Origin of the sequence: Bifidobacterium pullorum subsp. saeculare (genome assembly GCF_016899725.1) — a bacterium.
GTDB classification, from domain to species: Bacteria; Actinomycetota; Actinomycetes; order Actinomycetales; family Bifidobacteriaceae; genus Bifidobacterium; species Bifidobacterium pullorum_C.
The window spans coordinates 1-23,877 of record NZ_JACLYU010000024.1; the positions used below are offsets into that span (position 1 = coordinate 1).

A 23,877-nucleotide genomic window follows, 5' to 3' on the forward strand; every position below is an offset into this window, starting at 1 on the left:
GGCGGGCCCCCTCCGCGGGATGCCCCGCCCCCGCCCCGGTGCACAGGAAGCCGCAGCGCGCAACGACGAACAGGGCCCGTCCGCAGGTGTGTGCGGACGGGCCCTGTTCGGATGCCGTGTGGCTGGTACTGGCTCAGCGCCAGCCCATGGTCATCAGGAAGCCGATCATGATGAGCGCGAAGCCGATGGCCAGGTTCCAGGCGCCGATGTTCGGAATCGGCCAGGCGCCACCGGGGGACAGGTAGTAGACGACGCACCAGATGAGGCCGATGATCATCAGCGCGCAGAACAGCGGCACGAACCAGCGCGGGTTCGACTTGGTGCCCTTGATGGACTCCTCCACACGCTTGGTGTTCTCCTCCTGGCGCGCCATCATGCGCTGCATCTGCGGGGTGAGGGCGGCCTTGTCCGCGGTGGCGTTGAGCACGGCCTCCACCTTCTCCATGTCCACGCCGTAGTCCTCGGACGTGTCCTTCTGGCTCTTCGGGTCCTGCTGATCCGTGGTCTCGCGAGGCTTCTCGTCGGCCATCTGCGTTGTCTCCATTCCCATAGGCTTAAAAAGCTAAGAAGTCATCATAGTGGCTACACTCGAAAGAACGAACACGGATGGCGGAACGGCGGAACCGCCGGCCCAGGCAAGTCCGGACAACCCCGGGCACGCCCGGGCGATCACCGGCATATCACTCAGGAAACCCAACCGAAACCCATCCAGGAACGGAGAACAGACGGTCGATGGCACGGCACACGGCGAAGCACAGCGCGCGTCGCGGCTCCATGGCGAGCGGCGTCGTGGTCGTCGCGGTCGTGGCCCTGAGCGGCTTCCTGCTCGGCACGAACCTCAGGGTGAACCGCAGCGCCTCGGCCGTCTCCTCGGACACGGCCGGCCTCATCGAACAGCGGGTGGCCGAGGTCCAACGGCTCCAGGACGACGTCAACAGCCTCTCCTCCGAGGTGAGCGCCCTGACGGACGCGGCCGCGCCCGGCTCCGGCAACGCCACCACGGACGACGCCGGCGGCGGCACCACGCTGCCGGCCGTCTCCGGTCCCGGCGTCGAGGTGACGCTGGACGACTCCCCGATGTGGGAGCAGGCCGTCGACTCCTCTGGCACCACCGTGGACATCGACAAATACGTCGTCCACCAGCAGGACATCGAAGGCGTCATCAACGCGCTGTGGGAAGGCGGCGCCACCGCGATGATGTTCGAGGACCAGCGCATGCTGTTCAACTCGGCGGTGCTGTGCTCCGGTAACGTCGTCTCCTTGCACGGCAAGCGGTACTCGCCGCCGTTCCACATCACCGCGATCGGCGACCAGGACGCGTTGATGGCCGCGCTGGACGCCTCCCCCTCCATCACCATCTACAAGCAATACGTGAGCGCCTTCGGCCTCGGATGGAAGGCCGAGCGCCGCAAGGACCTGCGGTTCCCCGAGACCGCCGCGCTGCTCCAGCCGCTGGAGTACGCCCGCGTCGCCTCCGGGGCCGACGATGACGACGGGGCCGGTGCGTCCGCCCCCGCCCAAACGGAAGGACGATGATGGCACGACATGCGAACCTCGAGGCGGCCGGCCGGCAGGACCCCGCCGCGGAACCGTTGGCCGTCGGCCTTGCCGACGTGTCCGACGACGTGGAGTACGCGACGCCGCCCGCCGGCGGCGTCCCCGGGCGGGGCGCCGGCCGCCGCGGCGCCGGCGGCCCCGACGGCCGCTCCACGGGCCGCCGCGTCGTCTCGCAGGTGGCCGGCGTGCTCGCCGAGATCTTCCTCACGCTCGCGGCCATCTGCGCGCTGTACGTCGTCTGGCAGACGTGGTGGACCGGCGTGCAGGCCGAGCATACGCAGGCGCAGCAGCGGCAGGCCGCCTCCTGGACCAGCCCCGCCTCGGACGGCACGAAGGTCGCGCCCGCCCAGCAGGGCGACCCGCCCGTGCAGCCGACGGACCCGAAGTACGGCGACCTCATCGCGCAGCTGTACGTGCCCCGCTTCGGCGAGGGCTGGGCGCGCAACATCGTCGAGGGCACCGACGCCGCCCAGCTGGCGCGGCACGGCCTCGGCCACTATGAGAACTCGCAGCTGCCCGGGCAGGTCGGCAACTTCGCGATCGCCGGCCACCGCTCCGGCTACGGCGAGCCGCTCATCGACGTGGACAAGCTGCAGCCCGGCGACCCGATCGTCATCCGTACGCAGGATTACTGGTACGTGTACACGTACCAGCGCTACCAGGTCGTCGACCCGACGGACGTGTGGGTGGTGGCACCGAACCCGGAGCAGCCCGGGAGCACGCCCACCAAGCGCATGATCACGCTCACCACCTGCGACCCGCCCTACCAGGTGGCCACGCACCGCTGGATCAGCTGGGGCGAGCTCAAGTACTGGGCCAAGGTCGCCGGCGGCGTGCCCCAGGAGCTCGCCACGCAGGACGCCTCCGGGGCGGTGCGCTTCACCGGCGCGAAGGCCGAGTCGCCCATCGCCGCCGCCGTGGGCGGCTCGCTCGCCCCGGTCGTGGCCGTGGCCCTGCTGGCATGGCTGGTGCTGGCCGTGGCCGCCGCCGTCGCCTGGCGTTGGCCGGCGCTGCGCGCCATCCGCGAGGGCCGCCGCCCGCGCCCGGACGTGAGCTTCTACGGCTGGCTGACGCGGCTGATGCCCGGCGTGCTGCCGGTGCGGCTGCTGCTGGTGGCGCTGCTGCTGTTCGCCGCCGCGGCCGCGCTGCTCGAATGGGTGTTCCCGTGGGCCGCCTCCACAATCCCCTTCCTCAAGGCGATGTCCAACTACGTGGCCGTTTCCTGACGCCGCCGCCCGCGCCGGCCTACACTAAGGGCCATGACAGGCAACACACCCTCCGCCCGCATCCTGATGGTGGACAACTACGATTCCTTCGTCTACACGATCGTCGGATACCTCGAGACCCTCGGCGCGACGGTGGACGTGGCGCGCAACGACGCCATCGACGCCGCCGCCCCCGGCCTGCTCGACGCCTATGACGGCGTGATGATCTCCCCCGGCCCGGGCGCCCCCGCCGACGCCGGCGTCTCCGAGGCGCTCATCCGCCGCTGCGAGGCCGAGGATGTGCCGATGTTCGGCGTCTGCCTGGGCATGCAGGCGCTCGCCGAGGTGCACGGCTGCCGCGTGGGCCACGCGCCCACGATCATGCATGGCAAGACGAGCCTGGTGGAGCATACCGACGACCCGATCTTCGCTGGCGTGCCCAATCCGATGACCGCCACCCGCTACCATTCGCTGGCCGTCGACCCCGCCTCCGTGCCGGACGGGCTGGAGGTCATCGCCTGGACGCAGGGCGACCGCATCGTGCAGGGGTTGCGCGTGCACGGCAAGCGGGCCGCCGCCGTGCAGTTCCATCCCGAGTCGGTGATGACCGAGGGTGGGTACCGTCTGCTCGCCAACTGGCTTGCCGAATGCGGGCAGACCTCCGCCATCGCCAAGTCCGCGGGGCTCAAGCCCAAGGTGGTGGCCGCCGGGGCCTGAGGCGGCCGGAGACCGATGCGGTCCAGCTCATGGACCGCATCCGTTGCTGAGGGGCCGCCAGAGGCAGGTATGGTCCATGAACCGGACCGCACCCGCCCCTGGATGGCTCAGTTCTTCCTCGGGGTGGGACCGGTGGTGGCGCCGGACTGATTGGTGCCGCCGCTGGGCTGCTCGCCGGTGCCGTCGCCGGTGTCATCGCCGGTCTGCTCGGCCGGCTTGGTGGTGATGGTCACCGTGGAGCCCTTGTCCACCTGCGTGCCGGCGGCCGGGGTCATCGACTGCCAGGCGCCGCCCTGGTCGGTGCCGCCGGCCACCAGGCCGGCGCCCTCCAGACGCGCCTTGCAGGTAGCGAAGGTGTCGGACGTGCTGCACTGCGGCACCGTGACCTGCTCCTTGCCGGTGGAGACCCAGATCTCCACCGCGGAGCCCTGCGCCACCATGCTGTTGGCGCCGGGCTCCATGCGCGTGACCTGGCCCGCCGGCACTGTGTCGGAGGCCTCGGTGTGCACGGTCACATGGAACTCGCCGAGCGTCTGCTGGGCCTCGTCCTGCGACTTGCCCACCACGTCGGGCAGGGTGGTCATGCCGTTGGAGACGTAGAGCTGAATCTCGCTGCCCTTGGGTGCGGAGATGCCGGCGGCGGGATTCGTGCGCGTCACATGGTCGCGCGGAATCGTGGCGCTGCTTTCCATCGAGACGCTGGTCATCACCTTGAAGCCGGCGTCCTCGAGCTTGGCGCGCGCCTCGTCCTGCGAGTCGCCGGTCACGTCGGGGATCGTCGCGTTCTTCGGCCCGTTGGAGAACCACACCTTCACCTCGGAGCCCTTGGCCGCCTGCTCGCCGCCCTTCGGCGACTGCCGGCCGGTGAACATGCCCTTCTCCAGCGTGGAGTCGTGGTCGATCTCCTTGACGAACTGGAAGCCGGCGGCCGTGATCTTCTGCTCGGCCTGCGCCTCGGTCATCGAGTCGGTGATCGTCGGCACCACCGCCATCTGGGCGGTGGTGCCCTGGGCGAACGCGAACCACAGGCCCACGGCCGCGGCCACGACCGCCAGCGTGCCCAGCACGGAGGAGAGGATGATGATGCGCTTCTTCTTGCGCCGGGCCTCCTCGCGCTTCTTCTTGCGCGAGAGGACCATGGCGTCGTCGCCCTGCGGCTGGCCCGCCGGGCCCATCGGCTCGAACGACTGCGTGGGCGGTCCGGACGAGGCCGGGGTGCCCGGCAGCGGCTGCGTCTTGCCCGGCAGGTCGGTGAGCGGGTCGAAGCCGGCGGCCATCGGCTTGCCGCCGTTCATGAAGGTGAGGATGTCACGCAGGAACTCGGCGGCCGTCGCGTAGCGGTTCTGACGGTCCTTCGCCATCGCCTTCGCGCAGATCGAATCCCACATCTTCGGCAGCCCGGGCACGATCACGCTCGGCGGGGTGGCCACCTCGGACACATGCTGGTAGGCGATCGCCACGGCGGAGTCGCCGGTGAACGGCGGGCGGCCGGTGAGCATCTCGTAGAGCACGCAGCCGGCCGAGTAGAGGTCGGAGCGCATATCCACGCTTTCGCCGCGCGCCTGCTCCGGGCTCAGGTACTGGGCCGTGCCCACCACGCCCTGGCTCTGCGTCATCGTGGCGGCGGAATCGTCCATCACGCGGGCGATGCCGAAGTCCATCACCTTGACCTCGCCGGATTCGGAGATCATGATGTTGCCGGGCTTGATGTCGCGGTGGATGATGCCGCGGCGGTGCGAATACTCGAGGGCGCGCAGCACGCCCTCCATCACCTGGGCGGCGTCGCGCTGGGTGAGCGGGCCGTTGGCCTTGATGATGTCGCGCAGGGTCTGGCCCTTGACATACTCCATCACCAGGTACGGCAGGCGCTCCACCTGGCCGTCGGCGCCCTCCACGACCTCCTCGCCGGAATCGTAGATGCCGACGATGTTGGCCTGGTTCATCTGCGCCACCGAATGCGCCTCGCGGCGGAATCGCTCCAGGAAGGTGCGGTCGTTCGCCAGGTCGGGGCGCATGATCTTCACGGCCACGGTGCGGCCCAGGCGGGTGTCGGTGGCGACATGGACCTCGGCCATGCCGCCGCGGCCGATGAGCTGGCCGAGGCGGTACCGGCCGTTGGCGAGGGATGCGGGCATGATCATCGCTGCTCCTCCTCATGGCGTGGCGTGGCGCCGGGGGCCGGCAGGCCCTCCTGCGGCGCGTGGGCACGGGAGCTGGTGGTCCGGGGACCTTGGTTGGTGTGGATGACGATCGGCTGGCTGGGCACGGCGCGCTGGGCCAGCGTCGCGTAGGTGTGCGGGGTGCTTTCCACCCGGCGCGGCATGCGGTGGCCGGTGGCCATCGTGGTGTCGGTCATCTCGCTGCGTTGGTCGAGCAGACGGCGTTCGATGCGGCCGAGCGTGCGGGAGACCACCAGCGCGTCCTTCGGACGGTCGAGCGGATCCTTGGCCAGCATCGACATCACGAACTGCGCGAGCTGCACGTCCACGTCGTCCGGCAGCGGCGGCACCGGGTTGTTCACATGCGCGGCGGCGATGTCCACCGGCGTGGCGCCGGTGAACGGGCGGTGCCCGGCCAGCCCCTCGTAGGCGACCACGCCCAGCGAGTAGATGTCGGACTGCGGCGTGGCCTGCTCGCCCTGCGCCTGCTCGGGGGAGATGTACTGGGCGGTGCCCACCACCATGCCGTCCTGCGTGATCTGCTCCTGGTCGGTGGAGATGGACACGCCGAAGTCGGTGATCTTCACCGCGCCGGAGTCGGAGACCATGATGTTCGCCGGCTTGACGTCGCGGTGGATCACGCCGTGGCTGTGCGCCACATACAGGCCGCGGGCGGTCTGGATGAGGATCGGCAGCAGCTGCAGCGGATCCATGCGCCCCTTCTTGCGGAACAGGTCCGCCAGGGATTCGCTTGGCACGTACTCCATGATCAGGAAGCCGATGCCGTCATGCTCGTAGTACTCGAACAGCGCGGCGATGTTGGGGTGCGCCAGATTCGCCGAATTGTGCGCCTCGGCGCGCAGGCGGCGCAGCTTCGCCTCCGCGGAGTCGATGTCGCTGCGCAGCGCCTTGATGGCCACCGGGCGGTTGAGCTGGATGTCCCAGGCCTTCCACACCTCGCCCATGCCGCCGCGCGCCAGGCGCGAATCGAGGCGGTAGCGGCGGTGGATGAGCTGTCCTTCGATCAGTTTCATTGCTGCAACGCCTCCTTGACGACTGCTCGGAAGACCGGACCGGCCGCGGTGATGCCGAACGCGTCGGAACCCGCGTTGTGCACGACGACGGCGACCGCGACCTTCGGATCGTCCGCCGGCGCGAAGCCCATGACCCAGGCGTCGACGTTGCTGTTGCCCTCGCCGATCTGGGCGGTGCCGGTCTTGGCCGCCACCTGGACGCCGGGCAGGGCCAGCGACGTGTTCTCCTTGGCGACGCCGGACTCCATCATGCCGGTGAGCGCGGTGGCCGTGCTCTGGCCGAAGGCCTCGGACATCATATGCGGCCGCGTCTCCGAGATGACGGACAGGTCGGTGGCGCGCACGCGGTCGACGAGCGTGGGCTGCATGAGCTTGCCGCCGTTGGCGATGGCGGCCGCGATCAGCGCGTTCTGCAGCGGCGTGATGACGGTGTCGCCCTGGCCGATGGAGGCCAGCGCGAGCCGGTCGTCGGCCGGGGCGTCCGGGAACTTCGAGGCGACGGCGGTCATCTGCTGGTTGCCGGCGGCGTTGTCCACCACGATGGTGGAGCCGAAGCCGAGCTTGGTGGCCTGCTTGGCGACGGCGTCCGCGCCGAGGGCGACGCCCAGCTGCGCGAAGGCCGTGTTGGACGAGTACGCGATGGCGTCGGACAGGCTGATCGTGCCGTTCGCGCCGGCCGCCGCGCCGGACGTGTTGGTCAGTGCCGTTTCGGTGCCGGGCAGCGTGTAGCTGGCGCCGGCGGGGATCTGCGTGTCCGGCTGGTACTGGCCCGATTCGAGGGCCGCGGCCGCCACGACGGTTTTGAACGTGGATCCCGGCGGGTATAGCTCGGAGGTCGCCTTGTTGAGCAGCGGATTGCCGGCGGTGTCCGCCAGCAGGTTCTGGTAGGCGGAGGAGGCGGCCTTCGTGTCATGCGTGGCCAGCTGGTTCGGGTCGTAGCTGGGCGTGGAGACCATCGCCAGGATGCGTCCGGTCTTCGGATCGAGGGCCACGACGGCGCCGTTGCGGCCCTCGAGCTGCTGGTAGGCGGTCTGCTGGAGCTGCGGGTCGATGGAGGTCTCCACGGTGGCGCCCTTCGTGGCGGACCCGGAGAGCACGGCCTTGACGCGCTGCCAGAGCATCGCGTCGGAGTTGCCGCTCAGCAGCGTGTTGCGCGAGAGCTCCACGCCGTACTGGGCGCGCTGGTTGACGGAGAAATAGCCGGTGATGGGCGCGTACAGCGGGCCCTGCGCATAGGTGCGCAGGTATTTGAACGCGTCGTTGGTCGGCTGCGAGGTGGCCAGCACGGTGCCGTCGGAGGCGAGGATCGCGCCGCGCTGGGCGCCGACCTCATGGTAGAGGGCGCGCGTGTTGCGCGGGTCCGCGTTGAGCGCGTTCGCGCGGACCGCGGTGATGATCGTGGTGGACAGGCCGAGCACGACGAACAGCACGACGACCGCCGTGAACAGCTGGCGCAGGCATTTGTTCATCGGGTGCCACCTCCTGCGGCGACGCGGGGCTGGCCGACCGCCGGCTCCTGCGCGGTGGGCGGCAGCTGCGGCTCCAGCGTGGGCGCGTCGGTGGGACGGGCCGCCTTGGCCGCCCGCTCGGCGGCCTGGCGCTCCCGGCGTTCCTTGAGCTCATGGTCGCGCAGCGCGGCCAGCGCCTCGTACTGGAAGGTGTCGGTGGAGACTTCCGGCGCCGGCTTGTTGGCCGCGTTGGAGATGACCAGCAGTAGCGCCGCGAGGATGTAGTTGGCGATCAGGGAGGAGCCGCCGGCCGCCATGAACGGCATCGTCAGACCGGTCAGCGGGATGACGAGCGTGATGCCGCCGACGACGACGAACACTTGGAAGGCCATCGTGAACACCAGTCCAGAGGCGAGCAGCTTGCCGAAGCCGTCCTTGATCTTGAGCGCGGTGAGCAGGCCGGATCCGATGATCGTGAAATAGAGCAGCAGCACCACGATCAGGCCCGTCAGCCCCAGCTCCTCGCCGAGCGAGGCGTAGATGTAGTCGGAGTTCGCGAACGGGGTGAGGCCGGGGTGCCCCTGGCCCAGGCCGGTGCCGAGCAGGCCGCCGGAGGCCAGGCCGAACAGGCCGGTGACGATCTGGTAGGAGCCGCCGTAGGCGCGGTTGTAGATGGCGTTGTCAAAGGGGTGGAGCCACACGTCGAAGCGGGCGCCCACATGGCTGAACACCTTGGCGGCCACCACGGCGCCGACGGCGAAGGCCGCGAAGCCGATTGCGATCCAGCTGCCGCGGTCGGTGGCCACGTACAGCATCGAGACGAACATCGCGAAGAACATGATCGAGGTGCCCAGGTCGTGCTGGAGCACGAGCACGCCCATCGCCACCACCCACACGATGATGATTGGCCCCAGGTCCTTGATGCGCGGCAGCTGCAGGCCCAGCACCTTGCGCCCGCCCACGGCCAGCTGGTCGCGGTGGTCGAAGAGGTAGGCGGCGAAGAAGAACGCGAGGAACAGCTTGGCGAACTCGCCCGGCTGCACGGTGCCCATGCCGGGGATCCTCAGCCAGATGCGCGCGCCGTTCGTCTCCTCGCCCAGCACCGGCAGCATCGGGGAGAGCAGCAGCACGATGCCCACCACCATGCTCACGTAGGAGAAACGGCGCAGCAGACGGTAGTCGCGCAGCGCCACCACGAGCACGCAGCACAGCGCCAGCGCCACCGCCGTGAAGACGAGCTGGCGGAACGCCACCGCCGTGCCCTTCTCCTGGTCGATGCGCGCGATCATCACCGTGCCCAGGCCCGTCAGCAGGCACACGCACGGCAGGATGGTCTGGCTGGCGTGCGGCTGGAACTTGACGGCCAGCGCCCACAGCACCACGAACAGCGCGCCCACCACGGCGAGCATCCACACATAGTTCGCCGGAAACGAGCCGGCGGTGCGCATGAACATCTGGAAGAACGCGACGCCCACCAACGCGAAGGACAGCAGCAGCAGCGACATCTGCCGCAGACGGGTGAGGATCATCGCTCGCCCCCGTCCTCGGCATGGCCGGACTGGGCGTCATCGGATTGGGCGTCCTTGGACTGGCCGTCCTTGGGCTGGCCGTCCGGCTTCTCGCCGTCCGCGGCCTTCTCCTTGTTGAGGTTCGCGATCTCCTTGCGGATCACCTGCGCATGGTCGCGGGCCTGGTCGAGCGTGTCGCGCATGATGCCGTGCTCGAGCTCCTGGCGCCAGGCGTCCGGCAGGTTGGCGGTGCGGATGGACGTGCGCTCCACCTCATGGCTGAGCTCCAGCCCGAACAGGTTCGTGGGCACGCCCTGGTAGATGACCACGCGGCCGTCCGCCTCGCCCAGGTAATACCGGCTCTGGCTCCAGCGGTACGCGCCGAACGCGGCCCCGGCCAGCGCCGCCAGCGCCACCACGACGGCCACGATGGCCACGATGCGCCGGCGCAGCCTGCGCCGGCGGTCGTTGCGCCGCTCCTCGGCCTGCTCGTGGTGGATGGCCTTGGCCACCTCCGGGTCGTTCGGATCGTCGGTGATGCGGCCGTCGGACTTCTGCACTACCGGGATCTCGCCGGTGTCCGGAGTGTCGCGTTCGCCGTCGGCCTCGCGGTCGGCCGCGGGCTGCGCCACGCGGGCGACCTCCGGCTCCGGCTGGGAGTCCTGGATGAGCTGGGCGGCGCGCGTGGCCGGGGAATCCTCGGCGCGCAGGGCCGGCGCGGTGGCGACTGGCTCGTTGACGATGTCCGCGATCGGCTCCAGGGAGGCGCTGGCCGCGCCGCCCACCAGCGGCGTCTGGTGCGGCAGGTCGAAGGCGTCGGCGTCGAGCGCGAGCGTCGCGTCCGCGATGACGGCCGTCACATTGTCCGTCGAACCGGCCTTGAGCGCCATCGAAACCAGGCGCTGGGCGCACTCGCCCTGGTCGGAGACGGAGGTCATCACCTCGGCGATGGTGCCGTCCTCCAGCACGCCGCTCAAGCCGTCCGAGCACAGCAGCCAGCGGTCGGCCGGGTGCGCGCGGCGGATGGAGACGTCCGGATGCGGGTCGATGTCGAAGTCGCCGAGCACGCGCATCACCACGTTGCGCTGCGGGTGGCTTTTCGCCTCGCTTTCGGTGATGCGGCCGGTGTCGATGAGATGCTGCACATAGCTGTGGTCCTGCGTGATGCGGGAGAGCACGCCGTCGCGCAGCAGGTAGGCGCGCGAATCGCCGATGTGCGCGAGCACCCAGTGGGCGCCCACCAGCGCCACCGCGGTGACGGTGGTGCCCATGCCGGCCAGCTTGCGCTCGCGGCGGGCCTTGCCCACGATCGCGTCATGCGCGGCCATCACGGAGGTCTCCATCATGCGGGCCACCGCGGCCACATCGCTCTGGTCGTCGTCGCGTTCGATGTGCGCCAGCGAGCGGATGGCGATCGTGGAGGCGGTGTCGCCGCCCGCGTGGCCGCCCATGCCGTCGCAGATGGCGACCAGGCGCTCGCCGGCGAACGACGAGTCCTGGTTGTTGGAGCGCACGGTGCCCACGTCCGAGACGGTCGTGGAATACAGGAACAGCGGCTGCGAGCCGGAGGAAGCGGTCATGGACGCGGGTCACCTACCTCAGCTCGAATGTGGTGGCGCCGATGCGCACGGGGACGCGCGCGGGCAGCACGGTGGGCGTGCCGAGGCGCTGGTTGTTGACGATGGTGCCGTTCGTGGATCCCAGGTCCTCGATGACCCAGCGGCCCGCGGCCTGGTCGCGCACGACGCGCGCGTGGTGCGAGGAGACGAACTCGTCGTCGAGCACCACGTCGTTCGAGGCGGACCGGCCCAGTGTGATCGTGTCGCGGTTGAGCGGCACGGAGGTGCCGGCCAGCGGGCCGTCGATGATGACCAGCAGCGTCGGGTCGCCCGCGGCGTGCGGCTGCGCGGCGGCCTGCGGCGCGGCTGCGGGGCGCGGCCGGCCGGCGGCGTGGGATTCGCGGCGTGCGCGGCGCTCCTTGTGGCGGCGCGCACGGGAGGGCTTGGGGCTCAGGGATTCCACATCCTTGTGCAGCGACCGCACCGCGAGGAACGCGAACACCCACAGCAGGGCCAGGAAGCCGTACTTGAGGATCGCGAAGGTCAGTTCGGTGAGCATGGTGTCTCCGGCCTACCGAGGGCTCACTCCTGATCCTCGGAGGAGGCCCAGTAGAGGATGCGCGTGCGGCCGATCGTGATCGTGTTGCCGTCCAGCAGCGTGGCGGCGGGCACCTGGTGGCCCTCCACGTACGTGCCGTTCGTGGAGCCCAGGTCGCGGGCGATCACGCCGTCCGGGGTGATGTCGATCTCCAGGTGCTTGCGGGAGATGCCCGGGTCGTCGATCACGATGTCGCAGCCGGAGCCGCGGCCGATGATGGTCTTGTCCTTGGTGAGCAGGTACTGGTTGCCGTTCACCTCGAGCATCGGATGGTCCTCGCCCTGCACGTCGGTGGTGACCGGCACCGCGTTGCCCTGCACCGAGGACGAGGTGAGCTTGAAGTTGCCCTTGGTCAGGTCGAGGTCCTCCTCGAAGATCACGACCACCGGGCCCACGAAGGCGTAGTGCTGGCTCTTCGCGTACTGGGTGAGGTTGTCGGCGAGCTCGTCGGCGAGGGTCTCGCTGCCCCACTGCTCGATGCGGTCGAAGTCGGGGGTGCTCAGCTTGAAGCGGTACTCGTTCGGGGCCACCGTGCGGTCGCGGCCGACCGGCATGGCCTCGTTGTCGATCTCACGCTCCAGGGCGCTGGACAGGTCGACGGGCTGGAGCTCCTTGGAGCCGAACTTCGAGAACACGCCGTTGACCGCGCCCTCCACGTTCTTCTCAAAACGGTCGAGAAAGCTCATGGTCCTCCCTTTCTACAATCCTCCCCTAGTGTACGCAGTGCCTTCAACCGGGCGGCGGAGGCAGCCGCAAGCGTGCACAAGCCTCGCCCACATCGGGGTCGGCTTGCTTGGCGCGGCTTCCGGGCCCGCGCCGGCGTAGCATGGCGCCTATGACCTTTGCCACTGACGATCAGACCGCGGCGATCGCCGCATACCCGCGCGCCAAGGCGCGCACCCTGCGCTTCACCTCCGGAGCCCCGCGCTCGGCCAAGGCCGTGGGCGACGGCTCCCGCGCGTACTTCCTGCGCTCGTCCGGCCCGGAGGACCTGAGCTGCTCCCTGTGGATGAGCTGGTTCGACGCCGCGGGCGGCCACCGCGAGACCGAGCTCGCCGACGCCCGCGCGCTGCTGGGCGATGCCGCCGACGAGGAGATTCCCGAGGAGGAGCGCGCCCGCCGCGAGCGCGCCCGCGAAGGCGGCGCCGGCATCGTCTCCTATTCGACCGACGGCTCCGGCCGGCGCGCCGTCGTGACGCTCAACGGCCGCCTGTTCCTCGTCGAGGTGGGGGCGGCGTCGCCCGCGGACGGCGATCTGGCCGTCGCCACCCGCGAGCTGTGCGCTTGCGGACTGCCCGGCCCCGTGCTCAACCCGCGCCTCAGCCCCGACGGCACCCGCGTGCTGTACACCACCGGCGAACGGCTCATGCTCGTCGGCATCGACGCCGACGCGGCGGCCGACACCTGCGCCGCGGTGCTCGGCACCGACGGCCTGCCCTCGGGCGAATGGCGCGTCGGCCTGGCGGAATTCGCGGCCGGCGAGGAGATGGACCGGTACGACGGCTTCTGGTGGAGCCCCGCCTCCGACGCGGCCATCGTGGAACGCTTCGACGCCTCCGCCGAGCCGCTGTGGACGATCGCCGACCCCTCCCAGCCGTTCTCCTACCCGCTGCCCACCGATGTCAACGGCGCGCCGACGCCGCGCGCCGAAGCCGCGCTCGGCCAGCGCCACTATCCCCAGGCCCTGACCCACAACGCCAGGGTGAGGCTCGACCTGTTGCGCTTCGAAGGCGGCGCCACGGGCGGCGCTGCGGGTGGTGCTGGGGACGGCGCTGCGGAGGTGGCCGTCACCCGCGTCACCTGGGATGCCGACGCCTACGAATACCTGGCGCGCGTGAGCTGGGCCGGCGGGCACGACCCGCTGCTACTCGTGCAGAACCGCCGCCAGAGCCGCGACCAGGTGCTCGCCGTCGACCCCGCCACCGGCGCCACCCGCGTGCTGGAGGAGCATGCGAACGACCAGTGGATCGACATCGTGGACGGCACCCCGGCCCTCACCCCGGACGGGCGGATGGTCTGCGCGTTCAGCGACATGGCCGCCGACACCAACCGGTTGACCGTGGACGGCACGCCTTTCACGCCCGCCGGTTGGAATGTGCGCGCCGTGCTCGACGTGACCGACGCCGACGTGCTCGCGCTCGTGCAGCGCGACCCCGCGCGGGATGTCGCCGGCGTGCCCGCCGTCTGGGCGGACCGGGCCGACGAGCACGACGCGCGCAGCATGGACATCGTGAGCTTGGGCTACGACGGCTCGGTCGAGGCCGTCAGCGGGCGGCCCGGCGTGTGGGCCGCCTCCCGCGCCGGCTCCGGCATCGTGCTCTCCGGCGGAGCGATGGATCTGGGGCATGCCGTGATGAGCCACGATTACACGGGCGTGGTGGGCGCGGGCTCTGGCTCTGGCTCGGTCGGGGGCGTGGCCGGCGGGGCTGAGGTTGCCGGGGCCGCCGGGGCTGAGGACGCGGCTGGGGCCGCCGTGTCCGTGTTCCACGCACCGATCGCCTCGCACGCGGCCGAACCCGGCTTCGCGCTGACCACGCGCTTCGTCACCCTGCCCGGCGAGCACGGGCTGCTCGCCGCCGTCACCGTGCCGAGCGCCGGCAGCCCCTACGCGGGGGCCGCGTCGCTGCCCGTGCTCATGCGGCCGTACGGCGGGCCCGGCCATCAGGAGGTCGTGTTCAACCCGGCGCGGCACTGGGATTCGCAGTGGTGGGCCGACCAGGGCTTCGTCGTCGTCACCGCCGACGGCCGCGGCACCACCGGCCGCGGACCGGCGTGGGACCGTGAGATCGTCGAGGATATGAAGGACGTGACGCTCGCCGACCAGGTGGAGGCCGTCGAGGGCGTGCGCGCGCTGGCCGCCGAGGACGGCGGCGGCCGGTGGCGCGCGCTGTTCGCCGGCGCGGGCGATGGCGCGGATGGCTGCGCGGGCGGCGCGGGTGTGCCGATGCCGGACCTCGACAGGGTCGCGATGATCGGATGGTCGTACGGCGGTTTCCTCTCCGCGCTGGCCGTGCTCGACGCGCCCGACGTGTTCAAGGCCGCGTGCGCCGGCGCCCCGCCCACCGACTGGACGCTGTACGACACGCATTACACCGAGCGGTATCTGGGGCTCGACCCGGCCGTGTACGAGCGCAACTCGATCGTGGCGGACGCTCCGAAACTGCGCCGCCCGCTCATGCTCATCCACGGCTTCGCGGACGACAACGTGACGATCGCCCACTCGCTGCGCCTCTCGCAGGCGCTTATGGCGTCGGGGCGGCCGCATACCTTCCTGCCGCTGGTCGGCATCACGCATATGACCAACGACGAGCGCGTGGCGGAGAACCTGCTCATCCTCCAGCGCGACTTCCTCAAGGAGAATCTCTGAGGGGAGCGGGCGAGGCTGAGGGCGGCTCGCCTCGGGCGGGCTTGGTCTGACTCGGGTGGGCTGGGCCTGACTCGGGCGGGCCTGGAGCCTGGCTCGGGCGGGCTGGGTCTGACTCGGGTGGGCTTGGGCGCGACTCGGAGTGGACTAGGCCTGCCTCCCCACATGTGCGGTTATGCATGGCGTGACCTCCCGAAGTGTCTCTGAGTGCACATCTGTGCATGGCGTGACGTGTGTGGAGGTCCTTGGAGGCACAGCTGTGCATGGGCCGCCTCGTAGAGAGTGTCCTTCCATGTACAGCTGTGTATGGCGTGGTCATGAGGAATGCCCCTGTATGCACAGCTGTGCACCGGATGGTCATGACACGCCGACAGGTGGTCTCCCCATGGCCATTCCATGCACAGTCCCGATTCCAAACGTCATTCCATGCACAGTCTCGCCCCGGAACGTCCCGCCATATCCCGGAAAGCCATCCGTCACCGGAGCAACGTCCCGCCACAGCCGGGTATCTCCGTTCGTTGGGGCGGATTTCCCGTCCTGCAGACATCTATCTGCGTTCATTGGGTCCTCCGACCACAAACACCACAACATCCAAGCCTTGGAATTCCGCCGTTTTCAGGACCTCCCTAGGCGGGGTATCACTCCGATGAGGACCCAACGAACGGAGATAGACCTCTGCAACGGCCCGAATCCGCCCCAGCGAACCGAGATAGCCTTTGAACTGCGCCCCGATGAGTGCAGACACTTCGCCATCACGCCTCAACGAGTGCAGATGCGCACTTGATATGACTGATGGCTGAGATGACCGATGATGAGTGTCGACACACCGGTCATGCCGGTTCTGGCCGCCGGCAACCGGGAACGCCCGCCGTATATCGGCGTCTCCGCGCCGTCATTCCGGCGTAGTGGACGATGGGACGATGGACCGCATTGCCGAGATACCACCCGGCAGCCTCATGCAGCCGACCATGCGCATCGAACGCCTGCCGTAGGCTGTTCCGTCGCCGCATATGGCAGGGCCTGTCAGGCCTTCTGCCAAACATTCCGGGGTCCGAATTCCACTTCTGGTGCAGGATTCCAGAGCCTGCATCTGCTGAAAGCGACAGACGTGCGCATTGCGGCCCGTGCGCATGGCTCAAATGCCGCGCTGCATGCTGGTTTTCGGCCAGCCGTTCGGGAGACCGCAGAATCGCAATCGGACACAGCACGGCCGATGTGTCGCGGTCATGGGGCGAGGCGATGCGCGGAAACCGGTGAAATGAGGTTGTTCGCACAACGCGGGAAGGAAAGGAACCCCAGATGGATACCGACAAGACCTACGCCGAGCAGATTGCTGCCGAATACGCTCCCAAGGACACCGGAAAGGTGGTGGCGCTGAGGAAGCTCGACCGCCGTGCCAAGCTGCCCGCGACCGTGTGCGCCTACACGCTCGGCATCGTCGGCGCGCTGGCATTCGGGGTGGGCATGTGCCTTTCGCTGGGCGTCATCGGCAACGGCAGCATGGTGGCGATGGGCGGGGGCGTGGCCCTCGGCATCGTCGGCCTGGCGCTAGCGGGCATCAATTATCCCCTGTACCATCGCATGCTGGAGGCGGGCAAGCGCCGCTACGCCGCCGACATCGTGCGACTTGCGGGCGAGATCGCACGCTGATGCCGCACCGCGCCGTCCGCGGCGGCCGGCCTCGCCGGACAATCGGCCATGCCGCGCCGGCCATCGCCACGGCCGAAGGGAGAGCATGCGCCAGGCAATGGGGAAGAACAGCAGGTACTTCGAGACGGCGGAGCTGATGGACGAGGCGCTCCTCTCGCTGCTGAGCGACAGGGACTTCGAGTTCGTCACGGTGAAGGAGGTCTGCGCGCGGGCCGGCGTGAGCCGCTCGACGTTCTACCTGCACTACGAGTCCATGGATGAGCTGCTGCGGGAGAGCCTGCGCCTGACGATCGACCGCTTTCTGGCGCGCTTTGAGAGGAAGTCGGGGACGTCGTTCGTCGACCGTCTGCGCAGCTGCCCTGACGACGAGCTGTACCTGGTCACTTCGGAATTCCTCATCCCCTATCTGGAGTTCGTCCGCGACAATCGCCGGCTATTCACGGCTCTGCTGCGCAATACGGAATCGTTCCGGGTGGACGAAACCTATATGGCGTTGGAACAGCACGTCATCGCCCCGGTCCTCGACCGGTTCGGCGTTCCGGAAAGCATGCGCCCGTACCTCATGGCGTTCTACTTGAGCGGACTCATGGCGATCGTCGGGGAGTGGATTCGCAGCGGATGCCGCGACGCTCCTGAACGCGTCGCCGTCATCATGGAACGCTGCTGCCGTCGCCCGGCCCCGTGCCGACCCGGCCTTGGCGGATTCAGCCCTGTATCCCTCAGCCCTCGGTCTCCTGCCTGAGCCGGTCAAGCAGGTCGGCGAGCGTGGTCTGGCTCAGCCGCCGTTCCAGCGCCGCCTGGGCGTCGACGAGCTCGCTGTCGAGCAGGTCATGCACATGCGCGCCCACCGGGCACTGCGGGTTGGGGTTGGCGTGGAAGTCGAACAGGTGGCCGCCCTCAAGCGAGTCCACGGCGCGGAACACGTCGCGCATCGTCACGTCGGCCGGATCCTTGGTCAGCGAGGCGCCGCCCACACCGGGTTCCACGGTGACGATGCCGGCCTCCTTGAGCTGGCCGAGCACGCGGCGGATCACCACCGGATTCGCGTTAACGCTGGAGGCGAGGAACGCCGAGGTCGTCTTCACTTTGCCGGAGAAGTACCCGATGCACAGCAGCGTGTGCATCGCCATGGTGAACCGTGTGGAGACCTGCATCCCCGTGCCTTCCTTCCTGTGCCGCGGAACGTCGCACTCCATTGTGCCGCATTGTGCCGGCAATCGCGCATGTGCCGCCGGACCGTGCGCCCTCACTCGCCGGACCGGTCCGTGCGGGCGGCCGGCAGCATACGGACCAGGCAATCGTGCCGCTCCTTGGTCAGCGGATACCAGACGCCCCGCCGCACGCACACCGGGCGCAGCTCGCACCGCTCCATGACCCGACCGGACGCCGGATTGCTCAGATGATGCTCGCCCCAGACTGCGGGGGCGTTCAGGTCGGCGAAGGCACGCCGCAGCATGGCCCGCAGCGCCTCGGTCATATAGCCGTGCCCCCAGTACCGGCGGCCCAGCCAGTAGCCGAGCTCCTGCGCCGCGCCCGCCGTGAGCGCGGTGAGGGAGGCCTCGTCCAGCGCGCAGTCGTCGGCGAGCGCACCGGACCGGGCCGCACCGCGTACGGCGGCGACGAGATCGTCGTTCATCGGCCTGAGCTCGACGCAGCCGATCGGCCGGTCGTCGCCGCGCAGCGTGATCGCACGGTTCCCGGCGCCGGTGAAGACGTGGGCGATGGTCTCGAGGCTGTCCCGGACGGTGTGGTGCGGCATCCAGCCGCAGCGCGGGCCGACCTGCGGGTCGGAGGCGAGCGCGAACAGCACCTCCGCCTCCGCCAGGTCGCCGACCCGCCACGGCCGCAGCACCAGCCGCTGCGTCTCGATGACCGCCGGCAACGTCGGCTCCGCCTGTTCCGCGGTTTCCGTCGGCTCCGTTGCCTTCGCTGGTTCCGACGTCGCCATGGTCTCAGCCGGTTCCGTCTTTTCTGCTGGTCTCGTCGGCGTCGCCTCTGCCGCTGCTTTCGTCGGTTCCGCCGAACCCATCGGTTCCGTCATCCCAGCCCCTTCCCGCGTACGGTTTCCCGCAGCCATACGACGTCCTTGCGGCAAACCGTACGCTTACGGGGCGTCACAGTACGGTTTGCCGTATGGGGGCCGTTTCGGTGCGATAAACCGTACGCTTACGCGCGCTCAGCGTACGGTTCGCCGCATGGGGGCCGCAAGACTGCGGCAAATCGTACGCTTACGAGTCGTAAGAGTACGGTTCGCCGCATGGGGCCGCATGGACGGGAGGGGCGCCGGCCCCGCGGCGCGCTTCTACAATGGGTGCCATGATCGACGACAGCAGCTACGAGCGTTACGCGCGCGGGATGGAGGAACGGGTGCGGCCCGCGCTCGCCGCCTGCCGTAAGGAGGGCTGGCTCGACCCGTCCGCCGCCGAGCGCCGCGCCGGCCTCGAGCCGGCGGGCGGGCAGCTGCACTACTGCGCGTATGACGCCGCCGCCTTCGACGCGCTGCGCGAGGACGGCGCGACCGGCGCCTTCCACGGCTGCATCGTGATCAGCCACGGCTTCACCGAGTTCGCCGAGAAATACGACGAGCTCGCCTTTTACTTCCTGCTCGCCGGCTACTCGGTGTGCGTGATCGACCACCGTGGCCACGGCAAAAGCGCGCGCGATGTGAGCGACCCCGCGCTGGTGTGGATCGACGACTGGCAGCGCTACGCCGTCGACCTCGCCTGCTTCGCGCAGACCGTCGGCCAGAGCTACGCCAGCGGCCAGCCGCTCAACCTCTTCGCCCATTCGATGGGCGGCGGCGTGGGCGCGGCCGTGCTGGAACGCCATCCGATGCTGTTCGACAAAGCCGTGCTCTCCGCCCCGATGGTCGCCCCGCAGACCGGCATGTCGATGTGGCTCACCCGCGCGCTGGTCTCCCTGGTGTGCGCCTGCGGCCTGGGCCGCCGCCGCGTGATGTTCCAGAAGGAGTTCGACCCCGCCGCGCCGCCCGACCTCAGCCGATACGAGCTGTCCAGCGAGGCGCGCGAACGCTGGTACCACAAGCTGCGTTGCGAGCACGAGGAGTACCGGACCTATTGCGCCAGTTTCGGCTGGGTGCGCCAGGCGATGCGCCTCAACCGCGCCATCCTCGACCGCCGCGCCTGCTCCGAGGTCGAGACCCCGATCCTGCTGTTCCAGGCCGGCCACGACCTATGGGTGCGCAACAAGCCGCAGGACGAGTTCATCCGCCGCGTGCGTGACGGCGGCTGCGACGCCCGCCTGGTGCGCATCGAGGATTCCGAGCATGAGATTTTCTCGATGCCCAACGCCGTGTACAGGCCGTATCTGGAGCAAATCCTCGATTTCTACGCCGACCCCTCCGTCGGCGCGATGGACGACTGAGCCGCCGGTCCGGCCCGCCGACCCGCCCGCCGTGCCCGCCGCCGTCCCGGGCGGTAGAATCGCCGCGGCAACGCAGAGCGCGCGGAGGGAGGCGGCGGTGAAACGCAAGGCGACGTTCGAACGGGCGCCCAAGGACCTGGTCATCGGCGGACTCATCACCCTCGCCGGCGGCACGCTGTGGGGCATCAACGCCACCGTCTCCAAGATCCTGATGAACGACTACGGGGCCGACCCGCTGTGGATCGCCAACGTGCGCCAGCTGGGCGCCGGCCTGCTCTTCCTTGCGATCGCCGCCGCCACCCAGCCCAAGGCCCTGGCGGGCGCCGTGCGCGACCGTGGGCTGTACATGCGCTACGTCGCCGGCGCGGTCATCGGCGTGATGGCCACCCAGGTCACCTATCTGCAGGCCATCCGCTGGACCAACCCCGGCACCGCAACCGTCCTGCAGACGCTCAACCTGCTGTTCGTGCTGCTCTGGGTGTGCGTGCGCGGGCGGCGGCTGCCCGGCGCGCGCGAGGTCGTCGGCGTCGCGCTCGCATTCTCCGGCGTCGTGCTGCTCGCCACCGGCGGCGACCTGACCACGCTGCAGCTGCCGCTGATGGGCCTGCTGTGGGGCCTGGGGGACGCGATGGCCACCGCCTCGATGTCCTTCGTGCCGGTGAAGGCCCTCGCACGGTGGGGCAACTTCCCGGTGCAGGGCATCATGTTCCTGCTGTCCGGCCTGCTCATGACGCCGTTCGTGCGCCCCTGGTCCGGTGGACCGCAGCTCGACTGGACCGGCGTGGCGCTGATGGCGTTCACCGTGGTGGCCGGCACCTTCGGCGCCTACTGGCTGTACATGACCGGCGTGGTGCGCATCGGCGCGATGCGGGCCACGATGCTCGGCACCAGCGAACCGGTCATGGCCACGATTTCCGCGGTGCTGCTGACCGGCGCCGTGTTCACGCCGACCGACCTGGGCGGCTTCGCGCTCATCCTGGCGATGGTGTTCCTCGTGCGGTGAGGAACCGGGCCGGCCTGTTCACCGTGGGCCGAAGGCGGGAATGGCGGGGACGGCGCGCGGTTATCGGGGATGACAGGGCCGATGGGCCGTCGGCAGGGGCCGGCGACGCCATCGGCGGGCGTCGTCGCCGCGCCGCCCGCCCACGATGCCCCGGCTGGGCCGGGGTGGCGGGCGGCCCGGAAACAAAGCCATGCGGAGAGGTCGGAGCCCCGGGGAACCGGAGTTCCGACCCTTCCGTCGTATCTGTGGTCCGGTCGGTCCGGGCAGTCGGTTCCGACGGTCGATGACGAGGGCCGATGCCGACGGATCCGGACGGCCGGGCGGGGTCGTCGGCCATCGTTCACCGTGGGTAAAACCCCGGAATGGGGATGGCGGCGGCCGGTTGACGGAAGTGAAAGGTCAACGAGAGAGTTCCGCAAGGGGCTCTCGGATTGACCGGGTCGCGGCCCGCGCCGCGGCCCGGAGCAATGCTCTCGTATCGAAGGAGTTTGACTATGGCTATGTTTCCTGCACTGCTGAACGACGGACTGTTCAACGATCTGTTCAATGACCCGTTCTTCGCGGGCGTCGACACCGGTACCCGCGCCGGCGCCAACCACGCGATGTCCACCGCGCTGATGAGCGCCGATGTGCGTGAGACCGACAAGGCCTACGACGTCGACATCGATATGCCTGGCTTCAAGAAGGATGACATCAACCTGGAGCTGCAGAATGGCTACCTGACGGTCTCCGCCCATCGTGACGGTTCGCATGACGAGAAGGACAAGGAAGGCAAGTGGCTGCGCCGCGAACGCTACGCCGGCTCGGTGTCGCGTAGCTTCTACGTCGGCGACGATGTGAAGGAAGGCGACATCAAGGCCTCCTACAAGGACGGCACGCTGTGCGTGCAGATTCCGAAGCCGGAGACCAAGCCGCAGGTCGAGGCCAAGCACACGATCGCCATCGAGGGCTGACGGCCTCGAGGGCTGATGGTCTTGGCCGCAGCCGGTGGTAGGCGGCGGCATAGGGGCTTACCCATGGCCGCCGTCTCGGAGGCCGTCGTCTCGGACGGCTGCACACAGTGACAGGGCTGGAACCCTAGGGTTCTAGCCCTGTTTGCGTTTGTGGGGTGGCGCGGCGTGGGGACGGCGCGCGGGACGTCAGCGCTTCGGCGCGAGGTCCTTGAGCCCGGGGATGGCGCCGCCGGCCACCTCCCACAGGTACAGGCTGGCGACGGAGGCGTACGGCGTGTAGCGGCGCAGGTAGCGGCGGTGCAATGCCGGCGTGATGCGCCGATGGTGGTGCACCATGTGCAGGCCGCGTTGGATCGCCAGATCGCCGAAGCTCAGCACGTTGGGGCGTTCCATGCAGAACAGCAGGATCATCTCGGCCGTCCACACACCCACGCCGTCCAGCGTGCACAGTGCGGCCGTGGCCTCGGCGTCGTCCATGTGCCGCAGCGCCTCGAGGTCGAACTGGCCGGAGTCCACCTTGCGGGCGAAGGCGGTGATGTACTGGGCCTTGCGGTGGCTCATGCCAAAGGATTGCAGCCGTTCCTCGCCGGCGGCGAGCAGGCTGCCCGGGGTGACCTCGCCCAGCGCCGCCTGCGTCCGTGCCCAGATCGTGGCCAGCGCTTTGGTGCTGATCTGCTGCCCGATGATCTGGTGGATGACCGACGAGCACAGGTCTGGATCCACCGGGCGCTCCACATGGCCGACCGCGGCGATGACCTCGCCGAGCCGCGGGTCGCGTTCGGCGAGATAGTCGGTCTCACGCGTCCCATAGGCGAAGATGCGCGTGCCGTCGGCGGCGAACCGCCGCACGTCCGTTTCGGGTCCTGCCACTGTCATTCGCCTTTCTGTGCCGTCGGACCGGCCTGCCGTCTTACTGCGTGGGGAGGTCGGCTGCTCCTATGTGCCGGTCTGTTCAGGCGAGTTGGCCTGCTGTTCTGGTCAACCATCAGATGCGTGACGGGCCTGGTTGGCTTGTTCAGGTGGGCCAGCCTGTTCAGGTGGGGAGGTTGGTCGTGCCTATATGCCGGTCTACTGTGTGGGGAGGTTGGCCGTCCGGGCCGGCCTGTTTAGGTGTGCCGGTCTGTTCAGGTGGACCAGCCTGCCGTCCCTGTGCCCCGGCTTTTTGGTTTTCGGTTCTTTGGTTCTTTGATTCTCCGGTCCTCTGACTCTTCGGCTCTGCGATTCTTCGGTCCTCCGGTTCGGAGGAATCTGCCATGCATACACGGTATCGTCCATGCTACCGAGCCGGATTCCTCCGGTAGTTCGCTCTGCGCGTCTATGCCGGACGTCGTCGGCTGGCGGCGCCCTCCTGCTCCGAAGCATCGTGAGGCCTGTGGCGTGCGGCTGTGGTCTGCGGTACGTGGCTGTGCATGGGCTGGCGTTCCTGTTGCCCCGGGTGCACGGCTGTGCATGGGCTGACGTTTCTTGTTGTCCTTCGATGCACAGCTGTGCCTGGCGTGGTCGTGAGGGGTGTGGACGAAAGGTTGGACGCGTGGGTGTCTGGATTGGAGTCCGATAGGTATGGCGAGGAGCAGCGTCGCGGGGCGGTCGATCTGTATTTCCGGGATGGCATGTCGTTGAGGAGGACGATCGCGGTGCCGGGCTATCCGTCCGAGGCGGGGCTGGCGAACTGGGTGTCCCGCGATCCGCGGTGTTCCGGGAGGCGGCGTGTGTCGTATACGCTTGATGCCAGGGCGGG

At 69.3% G+C, this 23,877-nt stretch carries 20 protein-coding genes and 1 pseudogene; 10 read left to right on the plus strand and 11 right to left on the minus strand.

The window, feature by feature from the left end; translation table 11 throughout:
* Positions 1–133 precede the first annotated feature (133 nt).
* Positions 134–544, minus strand: coding sequence for a cell division protein CrgA (gene crgA, locus H7U32_RS08440; protein ID WP_440201449.1), 411 nt, complete (start codon positions 542–544; stop codon positions 134–136).
* 188 nt (positions 545–732) lie between these two features.
* On the opposite strand from crgA, the gene H7U32_RS08445 reads away from it, so the two are divergent.
* From H7U32_RS08445 to H7U32_RS08455, 3 genes are read left to right on the plus strand one after another with little or no spacing between them, the layout of a single operon-like run.
* A complete protein-coding gene (locus H7U32_RS08445) occupies positions 733–1,536 on the plus strand; it encodes a DUF881 domain-containing protein (protein ID WP_204469635.1) in 804 nt (267 codons plus the stop codon).
* The gene (locus tag H7U32_RS08450; RefSeq protein ID WP_239457638.1) at positions 1,533–2,783 is read left to right on the plus strand and encodes a class E sortase; all 1,251 of its coding nucleotides are present in this window, start codon (positions 1,533–1,535) and stop codon (positions 2,781–2,783) included. Before H7U32_RS08445 ends, H7U32_RS08450 begins: the two co-directional genes overlap by 4 nt.
* 33 nt (positions 2,784–2,816) lie before the next feature.
* Positions 2,817–3,479 carry an anthranilate synthase component II gene (locus H7U32_RS08455; RefSeq protein ID WP_204469636.1) on the plus strand — a complete coding sequence of 221 codons (663 nt, stop codon included), beginning with the start codon at positions 2,817–2,819 and terminating at the stop codon, positions 3,477–3,479.
* A 107-nt stretch (positions 3,480–3,586) separates the two neighbouring features.
* Here the strand turns inward: H7U32_RS08455 and pknB are convergent, their stop codons facing one another.
* Genes pknB through H7U32_RS08490 form a run of 7 tightly spaced genes read right to left on the minus strand, consistent with a single transcriptional unit; the run spans position 3,587 to position 12,471 of the window.
* Positions 3,587–5,620: a Stk1 family PASTA domain-containing Ser/Thr kinase gene (gene pknB, locus H7U32_RS08460; protein WP_440201450.1), complete on the minus strand. Its 2,034-nt coding sequence runs from the start codon at positions 5,618–5,620 to the stop codon at positions 3,587–3,589.
* Complete coding sequence (locus H7U32_RS08465; RefSeq protein WP_204469638.1) at positions 5,617–6,672, minus strand: serine/threonine-protein kinase; 1,056 nt, start codon at positions 6,670–6,672, stop codon at positions 5,617–5,619. The genes pknB and H7U32_RS08465 overlap by 4 nt, the downstream gene beginning before the upstream one ends.
* Positions 6,669–8,141 carry a peptidoglycan D,D-transpeptidase FtsI family protein gene (locus H7U32_RS08470; RefSeq protein ID WP_204469639.1) on the minus strand — a complete coding sequence of 491 codons (1,473 nt, stop codon included), beginning with the start codon at positions 8,139–8,141 and terminating at the stop codon, positions 6,669–6,671. The genes H7U32_RS08465 and H7U32_RS08470 overlap by 4 nt, the downstream gene beginning before the upstream one ends.
* The gene (locus H7U32_RS08475; RefSeq protein ID WP_204469640.1) at positions 8,138–9,649 is read right to left on the minus strand and encodes an FtsW/RodA/SpoVE family cell cycle protein; all 1,512 of its coding nucleotides are present in this window, start codon (positions 9,647–9,649) and stop codon (positions 8,138–8,140) included. Before H7U32_RS08475 ends, H7U32_RS08470 begins: the two co-directional genes overlap by 4 nt.
* Positions 9,646–11,208: a PP2C family protein-serine/threonine phosphatase gene (locus tag H7U32_RS08480; protein ID WP_204469641.1), complete on the minus strand. Its 1,563-nt coding sequence runs from the start codon at positions 11,206–11,208 to the stop codon at positions 9,646–9,648. Before H7U32_RS08480 ends, H7U32_RS08475 begins: the two co-directional genes overlap by 4 nt.
* Before the next feature lie 13 nt (positions 11,209–11,221).
* On the minus strand, positions 11,222–11,746 hold the full coding sequence (locus H7U32_RS08485) for an FHA domain-containing protein FhaB/FipA (protein WP_204469642.1): 525 nt from the start codon (positions 11,744–11,746) through the stop codon (positions 11,222–11,224).
* Positions 11,747–11,769: 23 nt separating this feature from the next.
* Complete coding sequence (locus H7U32_RS08490; RefSeq protein WP_204469643.1) at positions 11,770–12,471, minus strand: FhaA domain-containing protein; 702 nt, start codon at positions 12,469–12,471, stop codon at positions 11,770–11,772.
* Positions 12,472–12,620: 149 nt separating this feature from the next.
* Between H7U32_RS08490 and H7U32_RS08495 the strand changes: the two genes are divergently transcribed.
* The 3 genes from H7U32_RS08495 (at position 12,621) to H7U32_RS08505 (ending at position 17,541) form a co-directional block, all read left to right on the plus strand.
* Positions 12,621–15,152 carry a prolyl oligopeptidase family serine peptidase gene (locus tag H7U32_RS08495; protein ID WP_204469644.1) on the plus strand — a complete coding sequence of 844 codons (2,532 nt, stop codon included), beginning with the start codon at positions 12,621–12,623 and terminating at the stop codon, positions 15,150–15,152.
* Positions 15,153–16,448: 1,296 nt separating this feature from the next.
* Positions 16,449–16,799: a dihydropteridine reductase gene (locus H7U32_RS08500; RefSeq protein WP_204469645.1), complete on the plus strand. Its 351-nt coding sequence runs from the start codon at positions 16,449–16,451 to the stop codon at positions 16,797–16,799.
* An 85-nt stretch (positions 16,800–16,884) separates the two neighbouring features.
* Positions 16,885–17,541, plus strand: a complete 657-nt coding sequence (locus H7U32_RS08505) for a TetR/AcrR family transcriptional regulator (RefSeq protein ID WP_239457639.1) — start codon at positions 16,885–16,887, stop codon at positions 17,539–17,541.
* On the opposite strand, the gene H7U32_RS08510 is transcribed toward H7U32_RS08505, so the two are convergent.
* Both H7U32_RS08510 and H7U32_RS08515 read right to left on the minus strand, forming a co-directional pair.
* Positions 17,519–17,953: an Rrf2 family transcriptional regulator gene (locus tag H7U32_RS08510; RefSeq protein ID WP_204469646.1), complete on the minus strand. Its 435-nt coding sequence runs from the start codon at positions 17,951–17,953 to the stop codon at positions 17,519–17,521. The two genes, H7U32_RS08505 and H7U32_RS08510, sit on opposite strands and share 23 nt — an antisense overlap.
* 92 nt (positions 17,954–18,045) lie before the next feature.
* Positions 18,046–18,681 carry a GNAT family N-acetyltransferase gene (locus H7U32_RS08515; RefSeq protein ID WP_204469647.1) on the minus strand — a complete coding sequence of 212 codons (636 nt, stop codon included), beginning with the start codon at positions 18,679–18,681 and terminating at the stop codon, positions 18,046–18,048.
* Positions 18,682–19,115: 434 nt separating this feature from the next.
* Here H7U32_RS08515 and H7U32_RS08520 point away from each other — a divergent pair, with 434 nt between their 5' ends.
* The 3 genes from H7U32_RS08520 to H7U32_RS08530 all read left to right on the plus strand — a co-directional run bounded on the left by H7U32_RS08520 (position 19,116) and on the right by H7U32_RS08530 (position 22,139).
* Positions 19,116–20,183: an alpha/beta fold hydrolase gene (locus tag H7U32_RS08520; RefSeq protein WP_440201451.1), complete on the plus strand. Its 1,068-nt coding sequence runs from the start codon at positions 19,116–19,118 to the stop codon at positions 20,181–20,183.
* 97 nt (positions 20,184–20,280) lie between these two features.
* Positions 20,281–21,186, plus strand: coding sequence for a DMT family transporter (locus H7U32_RS08525; RefSeq protein WP_323804621.1), 906 nt, complete (start codon positions 20,281–20,283; stop codon positions 21,184–21,186).
* A 494-nt stretch (positions 21,187–21,680) separates the two neighbouring features.
* Complete coding sequence (locus H7U32_RS08530; RefSeq protein WP_204469650.1) at positions 21,681–22,139, plus strand: Hsp20/alpha crystallin family protein; 459 nt, start codon at positions 21,681–21,683, stop codon at positions 22,137–22,139.
* Between the two features lie 186 nt (positions 22,140–22,325).
* Here H7U32_RS08530 and H7U32_RS08535 read toward each other — a convergent pair whose 3' ends face one another.
* Positions 22,326–23,009: a DNA-3-methyladenine glycosylase family protein gene (locus H7U32_RS08535; protein ID WP_204469651.1), complete on the minus strand. Its 684-nt coding sequence runs from the start codon at positions 23,007–23,009 to the stop codon at positions 22,326–22,328.
* A gap of 665 nt (positions 23,010–23,674) precedes the next feature.
* Here H7U32_RS08535 and H7U32_RS08540 point away from each other — a divergent pair.
* A pseudogene (locus tag H7U32_RS08540) lies at positions 23,675–23,877 on the plus strand (hypothetical protein); the annotation flags it as partial.